This is a genomic window from Candidatus Magnetaquicoccus inordinatus, assembly GCF_004217665.1.
Classification (GTDB): domain Bacteria; phylum Pseudomonadota; class Magnetococcia; order Magnetococcales; family Magnetaquicoccaceae; genus Magnetaquicoccus; species Magnetaquicoccus inordinatus.
This window is the reverse complement of the sequence record NZ_RXIU01000116.1, coordinates 1-11,754: the sequence shown is the minus strand read 5'-3', so window position 1 is coordinate 11,754 and position 11,754 is coordinate 1. Positions and strand designations below refer to the sequence as shown.

General features: G+C 54.0%; 8 protein-coding genes and 1 tRNA gene. 5 read left to right on the top strand and 4 right to left on the bottom strand.

The features are described 5' to 3' along the window. Window positions 1-245 precede the first annotated feature (245 nt). Window positions 246-452, bottom strand: a complete 207-nt coding sequence (locus EJP87_RS09665; protein WP_130471662.1) for a hypothetical protein — start codon at window positions 450-452, stop codon at window positions 246-248. 445 nt (window positions 453-897) lie between these two features. Between EJP87_RS09665 and EJP87_RS09660 the strand changes: the two genes are divergently transcribed. Beyond that, window positions 898-1,380, top strand: a complete 483-nt coding sequence (locus EJP87_RS09660; RefSeq protein ID WP_130471661.1) for a phage antirepressor N-terminal domain-containing protein — start codon at window positions 898-900, stop codon at window positions 1,378-1,380. A 433-nt stretch (window positions 1,381-1,813) separates the two neighbouring features. On the opposite strand, the gene EJP87_RS09655 is transcribed toward EJP87_RS09660, so the two are convergent. Next, a tRNA-Asn gene (locus EJP87_RS09655) sits at window positions 1,814-1,889 on the bottom strand. 75 nt (window positions 1,890-1,964) lie between these two features. Beyond that, a complete protein-coding gene (locus EJP87_RS09650) occupies window positions 1,965-2,849 on the bottom strand; it encodes a chemotaxis protein CheX (protein WP_130471660.1) in 885 nt (294 codons plus the stop codon). A gap of 201 nt (window positions 2,850-3,050) precedes the next feature. Between EJP87_RS09650 and EJP87_RS09645 the strand changes: the two genes are divergently transcribed. From EJP87_RS09645 to purL, 3 genes are all read left to right on the top strand, one after another. Next, the gene (locus EJP87_RS09645) at window positions 3,051-3,884 is read left to right on the top strand and encodes a TIGR00266 family protein (protein ID WP_130471663.1); all 834 of its coding nucleotides are present in this window, start codon (window positions 3,051-3,053) and stop codon (window positions 3,882-3,884) included. A gap of 100 nt (window positions 3,885-3,984) precedes the next feature. Then, entirely contained in the window at window positions 3,985-5,316 is a 1,332-nt protein-coding gene (locus tag EJP87_RS09640) for a phosphoribosylaminoimidazolesuccinocarboxamide synthase (protein ID WP_193771270.1), read from the top strand. A gap of 63 nt (window positions 5,317-5,379) precedes the next feature. Next, window positions 5,380-9,270: a phosphoribosylformylglycinamidine synthase gene (purL, locus tag EJP87_RS09635; protein ID WP_130471658.1), complete on the top strand. Its 3,891-nt coding sequence runs from the start codon at window positions 5,380-5,382 to the stop codon at window positions 9,268-9,270. A gap of 36 nt (window positions 9,271-9,306) precedes the next feature. Here the strand turns inward: purL and EJP87_RS09630 are convergent, their stop codons facing one another. After that, entirely contained in the window at window positions 9,307-11,538 is a 2,232-nt protein-coding gene (locus EJP87_RS09630) for a site-2 protease family protein (protein WP_130471657.1), read from the bottom strand. Window positions 11,539-11,542: 4 nt separating this feature from the next. Here EJP87_RS09630 and EJP87_RS17800 point away from each other — a divergent pair. After that, a partial coding sequence (locus EJP87_RS17800) for a hypothetical protein (protein ID WP_130471656.1) occupies window positions 11,543-11,754 on the top strand: 212 nt, incomplete at its 3' end.

Here is an 11,754-nt window from a genome sequence, read left to right as displayed (position 1 = left end):
CAGCAGGAGACTTGATGGCGCTCCAGCAGTTGTAGCAGATCAATTTTATTAACATCTATCACAGGGATAAACCAACATGAAAAGTCAAGCGCAACACGATATAACCGGAACGGATCCCGCACCCATTCCCACCACTGAGCGGATGCGGGATCTTGCAAAATTGCTTTCTTTGATCAATGACGAGGGGTGGGAAATAGAATATTTCAAGTACCTCTCGGACCAGGTTGATTGTGCGTTAAGGGGGGTTATCTGTGTGCCAGGGATTTGATGGCAGAGGCGACACCTTCGTCTTTGATCTGGATTGGCGAGGAGGCGAAATGAAGAATTGAGCATTTTGATAGATTTTCTCGTCGAGGGTAAACAACAAACCAAGCGCACTGCTCTTCCAGGCAATCGTTCTTGATGAGTGGACAAAATTTTTTCTTTTGGTCTTGCATGGTTGTCTCGGTCATACGTTTTTCCTTTGCTTGAGGAAGGTTAAGGGAAAGACAGGCCGCCGGTTCTCGGTCCAGGAGGCCGGCGGCAAATCTGTGTTTGTACAGCACAGAACAATAGCAATCATAGTTGAAAGGATGAACCAGATCTATAGGTTTTTATGCTTTGTTCGCCGGCGAACAAACAACACTTGACACCACCCAACCACCTGCCGCATGATGGTTCCCGGAGATTAGAACCTCCACAACCAAAGGCGGATCACCGCCCCCGACAGATTTGGCGCTTTTTTTATGCCCAAAATTTCCCATGCGTCAGACTCCGGGGGAGCTGCGTCCATGTCCAAGCCGCAAGGCCAAAGGCGTGGCTGCCCGACCTTTGGCGGGTGTTCTAACCCCCGGAGTGTGAACGCTTTAGAACTCGTTCATGCTCCGGCAATTTCAATTGAACCAAAGGAGATGCGACATGAATGCCGAAGAGATATCTCAACTCATCCCAGTTCCCTTTCGCGGGGACCAACTGTTCATCGTTGAACACAACGGTGAACCCTACGTGCCTATGCGGCCCGTCGTTGAAGCGATGGGGTTGGAGTGGGCAAGACAAGCCGACAAGTTGCATAATCCAAAATTCAACTGTGTACATATGTCTACAGTTGCCCAGGATGGCAAACAGCGCGAGATGGTTTGCATCCCCCTCCGCAAGCTGAACGGTTGGCTTTTTTCGGTCAATGCCAAGAAGGTGCGGCCAGACTTGAAGGCGAAGGTGGAAGCCTACCAGGAAGAGTGTTTTACCGTTCTGTACGACTACTGGACCAAGGGCGAGGCGGTCAATCCGCGCTCGCGCACCGAGAAAGTGCCGTTTTTGGAGCGTGATCCGGAGTGGTTGACGAACATCGTGGACAATCTCTGCTTTACGCATGACAAAATCCAGCCACGTGGCCGGATTTGAAGAGCGAGTGCATCCCCACCCAAGGGAGGAGTCCCAACTCCTCCCATCCCCACCAAACCCGCCAGACCAACTCCCACCCAAACGATTTCCGAAAAAATAATCAATACAGGTGTAACTTTTCGGGGGATTTTCCGAAAAAATAATCAATACAGGTGTAACTTTTCGGGGGATTTTCCGAAAAAATAATCAATACAGGTGTAACTTTTGCGGGGTGGAGCGGGGGAATTTCCAAAAAAATAATCAATACAGGTGTGGATCGCTCTCAATACAGATGTCACTTTACAGGGATTTTCCGAAAAAATAATCAATCCATGTGTGGATCTCTATCAATCCAGATGTCATTTTATATTGTATTACATCAAAAAATTGCTATTTAATGACTAAAAAAAACGGCCACCTTGTGAGTGGCCGAAAATATCTTAAATCTAAAGATTGGCTCCCCGGCGTGGACTCGAACCACGGACCAGGTGATTAACAGTCACCTGCTCTGCCAACTGAGCTACCGAGGAGCAGCAAGCGGGGGACACTTTACAAAGCTCAACCCCAGCCGTCAAGGATTTTTTATTCATCCGCTTGCGAAGCGGTTATACAAAAAAACACTCCACATAAAAGGGTCCAAATGCCGAACCAAAAAAGTGGCGTACACTGTTCAAGCTCCGTTTGTAGCGAATGCGTTCATTTGATTCCTGGATCACAATCGGTGCGGTCATGCGAATATCTGGAAATTCCGAAGAGATGCGTGTCTGTAACGATCCTGCTACCTGGTTGGTGATCTCGCCAAAAGCATCCCAGACCATCGCCTCTTGCTCCTGTCGATAGTCCAAACCGGCCTCGCCTAACAGCGCGCCAGCCGCATTGATGGCAAAATGCAAGGGGGCCGCTAAATGCACTCCACCTTCCAACGAGCCATTAAATAATACTACACCGGTCACGTCGGTCTCCGGCGGTTGGTATTCGGAAAAATCAGGACGTTCTACATACGGGCCTAACGTGACACTCATCCCCAAAAAGGCAATAAATATCTCGCGTACCGCCTCTGCCAGATGATCCTGCAACTCGATCTTTAACAGTTTGACATGCGGACCCTGGATGGTAACCCCTTCCTTGCCCTGCAGCTCCAATAAATCCCCCGCTTGCAAGGTGCAGGAAACCAACTTTTGCAACAATCCCTGGGTCGCTCGATCCACCCCCTGAAACGCCAAGCCAATTCCCAGAGCATCACCATTGACTATCCGTGCCTGCACCTTCAATACCGTCAGCGGCGCATCTTCTACTTCTTGTAACACCACCGGAAATTCAATCATGCAATCGGTGCCAATATAAGGATACAGTACCTGTGGCGCAGTATTGGTTACCTTCAATCCTCCCATGCTGACATCCAATGTCCGACACTCCATCTGGCGATGGTCGGTCAAATGCAGTACGCATTCGGTATTGAAAGTCACTCTTTCATAACGGCGATTGATCACTTAAACTCTCTCCCTGGCGCATTTATGCTCGCGTTCCCCCCCTGCAGGCGTACCAGACTGCCTTTTCTCGATCTTCAGGAGCAAACCATGAGTCTCTGTCATTTTTGTCAGCGTCCTATCGATCCTTCGGCTTCCCACTGTCCACACTGCGCAAACCCGCTGTCATCTGCGCACCCATCCTCTTTTCTCTCACCCTGGGCCATGGCTCAGAACAATACTCCGGCTGCAGATTCTCCTGCTCCTTCCCGGCAACAGTTACAATTCCAGATTCTTGGTAACGATATGCAAGTTTTGGAAATTCTTCTTAATTCTGGAGAAACCATCGTCGCCGAGGCCGGTGCCATGAATTATATGGAGGCAGGCATCACCTTTGCAACCCGCCTCGGTGATGGCTCGAGTGCCAACAGCTCCTTTTTTGGCGACCTCTTTGCCGCCGGCAAGCGTCTCTTGAGCGGGGAATCTCTGTTTATGACCCACTTCAGCAACTCTGCTCCCCATCCGCAACGGGTCGCCTTTGCCGCTCCTGTACCAGGAGGCATCATCGCTGTCGATCTGCAACAACTGGGAGGAACCCTGTTGTGCCAAAAAGAGACATTTCTGTGTGCCTCTTATGGTACCGCCATCGACATCGCCTTTACCCAGCGTCTCGGTGCCGGTTTTTTTGGCGGCGAAGGGTTTATTCTGCAAAAACTTTCTGGTAATGGGCTGGCTTTCCTGCATGCCTGTGGCACCTTGATTCAAAAACAGCTTAACGGTGATCTGCTGCGTGTCGATCCCGGTTGCCTGGTCGCTTTTACCCCAGGTATCGACTACTCCATCGAACGCTCCGGTTCCCTTACCTCTATGCTATTCGCTGGCGAAGGGCTCTTTTTGGCCACTCTGCAAGGCCATGGTACGGTCTGGTTGCAAAGCCTGCCCTTTGCTCGTCTGGCCGATCGCATCCTTGCCAATGCCGCACGTTTGCAGGGAGGAGGAGGCCAGTCGCGTGACGAATCCAACCTCTTGGGCGATTTGGGGCGCCTGATCAAAAGCTGAGCCCTATTGCTTTCCGTTGAGTGTGGCGGCTTCTGTGCTATAGTAAAGCTTTGATAGCTGTCTATTTTTGTTAATGAAACCTGTAGGGAGTTTTATCACCATGGAGCCGCTTACCGTCGATCTGTCACAACTGTCTACCCCACATTATAAGGGTTCGGTGCAGAATCTCTATCACCGGGATGATCAGACCATGATCTGTGAAACCACCGCTTCCGGATCGGTCTTTGATGTGGGCTCTATTTTTCAGATTGCGGGCAGCGATTTGAGCCGTGCTGCTTTTCGCCACTATATCTATACCACCCTGCATACCCCGGAAGCGTGGCACAGCGTGGCCCAACAGTTGGAAGAGGATTTTGGCGAACGGCGCAAATTTTTGGCCTTCATCAATCCACCTGCCACAGAGGGGCACAATCTTCTGCAGCGCTTTCAACAGCAGGGAGCACCAACCCATCACCTGGGCATGATCGATCGGCAGAGCGGACAGGTTTATGCTCAAGGCTTTCCCCCGCAGGTCAGCCCCTTTGTTTTGGTCGAAAAGTTTACCGTCATCCGTCCTTTGCCGGTCAACTATCGCTTCAGCCATTTTTGGGACTACTCTCCCTATAAAAATCAGGCCGATCATGTGGTGCCGCTGGAGAATATTGTGCGTTTGGGGCTCACCTCCGGCTCCTCGATTTATCAAAAATTTTTGCACCTTGACGAGACGCAAAGACGTAAATTTCTCAAAGAGATGGGGGTGGAAGAGCTGCCTCTCTGGCGCTTCTTTCCGGTACCCATCGCCGACTTTACCAGCAAGTATGAGCCGGAAGATCGGGCTCTGAGCTATCAAGAGGCGCTGCATATCTCCGGGCTCAATGGTGACCATTTTCTCGATTTGATACGCATGACCCTGCTGGGCACTCTGTTGGTACGCGGCGTGTTCCGGGAGATGGGACTCACTTTATGGGATATCAAGTGGGAGCTGGCCAAAAAGAATAATCAACTCCTGTTTGTCGATACCATCGATACCGACTCTCTGCGTGTCACCTGCACCGTCCAGGATGAGGATCAGGAGATGTTTGTGCATTTCAACAAACAGGCCATTCGTGACTATTATAAAATTATGACCTCCGATTGGTTTGAGGCGGTAAAAATCGCCAAGGCAGAAGCAGCACAACATGGCGTCACCTTCCATGAAATTCTTGAACAGGGGCAAAAAAGCGGTAAATTTCCCGCCACTCCCGAAATCGACAGCCGCTTTTTGCAGATCCAGGAGCAAAAATTTGCCATCCTGCTCAACTATGTTCTCGATCGGGTACAACCCGGCGACAGTGTCGCCGCTCGTCTGGAACGGGCTGAAGAGGTGCGGGCCATCGCTCGCCAGGAGGTGCAATTCTACCAACAGGCCGGAGCCATCCACTCCTTTTTGGCCTTGAACAGTCTGCGGCGGTAAAGCACTCCATAGGCCGGAGCGATTCACCCTCTTTTGGCCCTTAACACTCTGTGGCGGTAAATAATGCCTGAGCTGATCCAGCTTGCCCCTGAAGGGGAACATACCGGTTATTATCTGGTGCTGCCTGGTGCCGATGGCCCCAGCCCCTTTTATCAAGAGCAGTTGCGTGCCGCAGGCATGCCACTGCGTGAAGTGCGTTATCGCTATCTGCTCTCGTTGCGTCAGCCCTTGCCAGAGAGTCAGTTGCAGCGCCTGCTGGCTTTGCTCCATGTGCCTGGCGCAGACTCTTCTCCCACAGCCCCTGCCAACTGTTTGGTGATTCCCCGCATCGGTTCGCTTTCGCCCTGGTCCAGCAAAGCCAGCGAAATTGCTTGGCGCTGTGGTTTGCAGGAGGTGGAACGTCTGGAACGGGCTCTGCTCTTCTCCTTTGACCGTCCCTTAAGCAGCAGCGAATGGTCTGCTCTTTTACCGCAACTGCATGACCGCATGACCCAACAGGTGGTGGAAAACGATCTCCAGGCCAGAGCACTTTTTTGCCGCACGACGGCACGACCGGTACGGCGGATTCCCTTGCAGCAACAGGGGCGTTCGGCCTTGCAGGAGGCCAATAAACAGTGGGGATTGGCTCTCTCCGAACCGGAACTGGACTATCTGCTTGCCCATTTTCAGCAGCTTGCGCGTGATCCCACCGATGTTGAGTTGATGATGTTTGCCCAGGCCAACTCGGAACATTGTCGCCATAAAATCTTTAATACCCGTTGGCAGATCGATGGCGCAGAGCAAGAGCACTCGCTTTTTGCGATGATTCGTAACAGCGAGCGCTGTGCCCCACAAGGGACCATTCTCGCCTATCGTGACAATGCCGCCATTATGGAAGGGGCGAGTGGGCTCAGTTTTGCTCCCGATCCAGAAACGGCTGTATATGGCTACCAGGAGTTGCTGACCCATCTGTTAATGAAGGTGGAGACCCATAACCATCCTACTGCCATCTCTCCCTTTCCCGGAGCGGCCACCGGCTCTGGCGGCGAGATCCGCGACGAAGGGGCTACCGGGCAAGGTTCGCAGCCGAAAGCTGGTTTGTGTGGATTTTCTGTCTCCAATCTGCATCTGCCAGGGGCTCTGCAACCCTGGGAACAGTTTTATGGCAAGCCGGAGCATATTGTCTCGCCTTTGCAGATCATGATTGAGGGGCCATTGGGGGCAGCCGCTTTTAACAATGAGTTTGGTCGTCCCAATCTGTGCGGCTATTTTCGGACCTTTGAGATGCCGGTGCAGGGAGTGGTGCGCGGCTATCACAAACCCATCATGATCGCCGGTGGTATCGGTATGATCGATGCCCGGCATGTGGCCAAACAGCCTCTGCAGGCCGGCATGTTGATTGTGCAGTTGGGTGGCCCGGCCATGTTGATCGGCTTGGGAGGGGGAGCAGCCTCGTCGCAAAGCAGCGGCACCTCCAAGGCAGAGCTCGACTTTGCCAGTGTGCAACGGGACAATGCCGAAATGCAGCGCCGTTGTCAGGAGGTGATCAATCGTTGCTGTCGGTTGGGCACAAGCAATCCAATTCGTTCGCTCCATGATGTAGGGGCCGGAGGTCTCTCCAACGCGGTGCCAGAGCTGCTGCATGGAGGAGGGGTGGGTGGACAACTGTGCCTGGAGGCCATTCCCAACGCGGATCCGGGCATGTCACCAATGGAAATCTGGTGCAATGAGGCGCAGGAGCGTTATGTGTTGGCCATCGATGCCCAGGATGAGCCTCTTTTTGCTCAGATCTGTGCCCGCGAGTTGGCTCCCTGGGCTGTTCTCGGTCTGTGCAGCGCCGAAAATCGGCTGTTGTTGACAAAGGAGGGGTTGGCGGAGCCCTTGATCGATCTCTCCCTGGAGCTGTTGTTGGGCAAGCCGCCACTGTTGTCGCGTATGGTCGAGAGAAAATTGCCAAAAGGGGTGCCCTTGTCTTGGCAGATGCCCAGTTTGTTGGAGGCGGTAGAGCGGGTTTTGCATCTGCCGACCGTCGCCGATAAGGGGTTTTTGATTACCATCGGGGATCGTTCAGTGACCGGTTTGGTCAGCCGTGATCAGATGGTGGGGCCCTGGCAGGTGGCGGTTGCCGATGTGGCGGTGACCTGCCGGGGGTATCATGGCTATGTTGGTGAGGCGATGGCCATGGGAGAGCGCACACCGGTGGCGCTGCTCAACGGGCCATCATCGGCGCGTTTGGCTATCGCCGAGGCGCTTACCAATCTGGCAGCAGCAGATGTGCGCCGTTTGGATCAGGTCAAGCTTTCAGCCAACTGGATGGCAGCAGCCGGTTTTCCGGGAGAGGATGCCGCACTGTATGAGACAGTGCATGCCGTGGGCATGGAGATCTGTCCCCAATTGGGTATTGGCATTCCGGTCGGAAAAGATTCGTTGTCGATGAAAACGGTCTGGCAGGAGGATGGGCAGCAGCGGCAGGTGGTGGCACCGCTCTCTTTGATCATCTCTGCCTTTGCCCCGGTAGCCGATGTGCGTCGTACTTTGACCCCGCAGTTGCGTTGGTTGAATGAAGAGACGGTGTTGGTAGTGGTGGATCTGGGCAACCGTCGTAACCGTTTAGGTGGCTCGGCGCTGGCACAGGTTTATGGCCAACTGGGAGAAGAGGCGGCAGATTTGGATCAGCCGCAGCAGTTGCGCGCCTTTTTTGCGGCCATCCAGGAGCTGCGCCGGCAAGAGCTTTTGCTCGCCTACCACGATCGCAGCGATGGGGGATTGCTGGTTACGTTGAGCGAGATGGCCTTTGCTGGACATTTGGGTTGGCAAGTGGCGCTGGATGGTTTGGGCGAGGATCCATTGGCCATTTTGTTTAGCGAAGAGCCAGGAGCGGTGTTGCAGGTGCGGCAGAGGGATCTGACTGTGGTTTTGCAGCAGTTGCAAGGGGTTGGTCATTGTCAGATGCTGGGGCCGGTTACCCAGAGCCAACAGTTGCAGGTGAGCTGGCGCGGCGAACCGCTTGTACAGGGTAGGCGGGTAGAGTGGCAGCGTTGGTGGTCGGAGAGCAGTTGGCGGTTACGCAGTTTGCGTGATGATCCAGAGTGTGCGGCTGAGGAGTATGCGACTCTCTTGGATGAGGCGGATCCAGGTCTGCAGATCTCTTTGCCATCCGCCTTTTCTGCTCCGGCGATTATCGGCAAGCATGCACCACAAGTTGCCATTTTGCGCGAGCAAGGAACCAACGGTCAGGTGGAGATGGCGGCAGCCTTTCAGCGGGCTGGTTTTATGGCGGTGGATCTGCCGATGAGCGACCTGCTGAGTGGCCGGGTGCGTTTGCAGCGTTTTCATGGTTTGGCGGTATGTGGTGGTTTTTCCTATGGCGATGTGTTGGGTGCAGGATCGGGTTGGGCACGGTCGATTCTCTATCATGAGGGCTTGCGCCAGCAATTCAGCCAATTTTTTCAGCGCAGTGATACCTTCAGTCTGGGGGTCTGCAACGGTTGCCAGATGCTCAGTCAGTTGCAAGAGCTGATCCCGGGCACAGAAGGGTGGCCACGCTTTGTTGCCAATCGCAGTGGTCGTTTTGAAGCCCGTTTTTCTCTGGTGCAGATTCCCGAAAATCGTTCGCTGTTATTAGGTCCGTTGGCGGGAGGTCTGTTGCCTGTGCCCTGTTCGCACGGGGAGGGACGGGCCCTGTTTGCCGAGCCGGAACAGATAGATCTGCTGCGTGCTCGCGGGCAGATTGCGTTACAGTTTGTGGACCATTATGGAGAGGTGACGGAGAGCTATCCGGCCAATCCCAATGGCTCACCTTTGGGCATTACCGGTCTGACCAGTCTGGATGGGCGGGCAACCATTTTGATGCCGCACCCGGAACGGGTCTTTCGCACCTGTTTGAACAGTTGGCATCCTGAAGGGTGGGGAGAGGAGGGGCCGTGGCAGCAGTTGTTCCACAACGCCCGGCGCTGGTTGGCGAGGGGGGAGTAGAGGATACACACTCTCTTTGCTGGTGAGAGCTGTTTATTACCACCCACTCTCCCGCATAATGCTGCTGGCCAGATAGCGCCACAGGCGCACTGCCGGGGCTTGTGGCTGGATGGCAATGCGCAAGGTGCCGCGTTGCAGTTGCTGCTGTGCCGGTGGGGCATCGATAAGGGTTAAGCGCATGCGAAACTGTGCCTCACGAGGCAGCAGCTCTTCACTCTTCTCCTCCCGAACCGCGATTGGTCCGCCATAACGCGAGGCCAATTCCGGTTCTGGCAAACGCGGCGTGTTGACCGCATCCACACTCTGCAAACGACAACGAATCACCGCTAAAGAGCTGTTTTCGGGATAAAACAGCGCTTCGGCTTGCGCCACAATTCCTGGCGGATTGCCCGCTATATAGCCCTCAATAACCCACTCCTCTGGATCAATCATCTGCAGCAGATATTCCCCTTCCGCTACCCACTCTCCCGCCCGCAACGCTGTTTGCTGTTCGCTTATTTTTCCAGAAAAAGGAGCACGTAGCTGTAAACGCTGCTCCTCTTTGCGGGTTGCTGCCCGTTCGGTCTGGCGGGTGTGCAGCAGCTCCAGCAGACTCTGCCGTTGTTCCAACAGCTCTTTGTCCTGAGTAATGGCTGTCAGTTGCCACTGGATCCGTTCAATCTCCCGTTGCAAACGGGCCGCACGCTGTTGCAGTTCTGGATCTTCCAACTGCACCAGAATGGTACCTGCCTCTTGATAGGTGCCTGCCTCCGGCAGAGGGGCGCGCAACAAAGCGGCTTGTGGGGCAAAGAGGCGACTCTGGCGCAGCACTCGCAGAGTGGCTGGTGCTTCCATGCTTTGTACCCAAGGCAGAAATAGAGCTGTCAATGCCGTCAGCAACACCATCGTGCTGAGCAAAGTATGACCGTTTACCCGCATGCTGGTACGCATTTGCCACCAGACCGCCATCTCTTTGGCAAACGGACGCAGCACAAAATAGATGATTTCGACAGCAAACAACACAATACCCAACAATTTGAAAAAAAAGTGATAGACCAACAGGGCAATGCCAGTAAAAAGAAGCAAGCGATACAGCCAGACCGCCCAGGCAAACAGAATCAAAAAACGGCGTCGAGCCAAAGGCAAGCGTTCGGGAGGCGGATGGGCAAAGCCAAAAATAAGTTTGCGTACAAACCATCGCCCCATGGCAAAGGCGCGCTCCTGCAGATTGATCCAATCCAGCCAGTCGGATAGCAGATAATAACCATCAAAACGCATCAGCGGATTGAGATTGACAGTCAAAGTCAAAATCCAGGTGGTGCTGGCCAGAATAAATGTGGCCTCTCGCAGCGGGCCATCCTCCAGCAAAGACCAAAGCAGTGTGGCAAGAGCCGCCAGTGTCAGTTCCGCTACCATGCCCGCAGCAGCCACCAACAGCCGTTGTCGTTTGTCGGGTAGTTTCCAGATGTCACTGGTTTCGGTGTAGAGAACCGGCCAGAGCACCATCAAGGCTACCCCCATCACCGGAACCCGGCAACCATAACGCTTGGCGGTCAGAGCATGGCCTAGCTCATGCAGCGATTTGCTGAGTGCCATGGCCAGGGCATAGGGCAGTGGATCAGCGCTGTTCCATGAGCGTGACAAGGTGGTGACAAAAGAGTCCCATTGGCGCACAATCAGCAGCAAACCAAGAAAGGTGAGCAGCAGCAGTAGGGTCAGCCATTGGCGGCTGTAGAGCCAAGAGCAGTAGGTGAGCAGTCGTGCCAACAGATGATCGGGGTGCAGGAGAGGAATGCGCACAAACAGATAGTGGTGGATCAGCCAACTGCTCCAGGATTGTTGTCCGGCGGCATGCAGACGGCGCAAACGCCATAAATCGCTGTCGCCAGAGGCTTGCAGCAGCGAGTGGCGCTCCAGCATGCGCAACAGATGCTCGACATCATTGGCGGTCACCTGCAGAGTGGTCTCTGTATGGGTAGCCTGCAACAGGGCTGGCACATTTCGCAAATGCCAACGACTGAGCAGTTCAAAAGAGAGCCAGCCAATGCGATAATAGCGGTTGTTGCCTGGATCATGGATGGTCCAGGTAGGCGCGCCGTTGTGGGCAGGAGGGCCGGGAGAGAGCTGCAACTCCTCACGCAACAGCGGTAACAGCTCAGGCAGATGGGGCTGGAGCGCCGATTGAGACATGACGGTATAGGTCGCAATTTTGCTTGGAGCCAAAGATGGCAAGAGCAAAGAATAACTGATAAAACGATACAGTCGATTAGACCTGGAGCCAGGAGGCATGTCAATGGTTGCTACCGAGGGGAATGATTTCTGGAGAGTCAGGGCAATCGCATTTGAAAATCAGAAAATTATTATGGAGGTCCAGGAGGAGATTATCTCCTCCTGGTGGGTGCAGGGCAAAGCCCTGCTGAAAATGTGCGGCGTTTCACAAAAGCGAATGCGTAGCATTCGCGCACGCCGCACAGATTTGTGCCCCGCAGGGGCACTCTTTGGGAG

Bases quoted from the DNA above. Each gene is read 5' to 3' on its own strand.
- EJP87_RS09665 (WP_130471662.1), bottom strand. From the start codon at position 452: ATGACCGAGACAACCATGCAAGACCAAAAGAAAAAATTTTGTCCACTC.
- purL (WP_130471658.1), top strand. From the start codon at position 5,380: ATGCCTGAGCTGATCCAGCTTGCCCCTGAAGGGGAACATACCGGTTAT.
- EJP87_RS09660 (WP_130471661.1), top strand. From the start codon at position 898: ATGAATGCCGAAGAGATATCTCAACTCATCCCAGTTCCCTTTCGCGGG.
- EJP87_RS09645 (WP_130471663.1), top strand. From the start codon at position 3,051: ATGGCTCAGAACAATACTCCGGCTGCAGATTCTCCTGCTCCTTCCCGG.
- EJP87_RS09630 (WP_130471657.1), bottom strand. From the start codon at position 11,538: ATGCCTCCTGGCTCCAGGTCTAATCGACTGTATCGTTTTATCAGTTAT.
- EJP87_RS09640 (WP_193771270.1), top strand. From the start codon at position 3,985: ATGGAGCCGCTTACCGTCGATCTGTCACAACTGTCTACCCCACATTAT.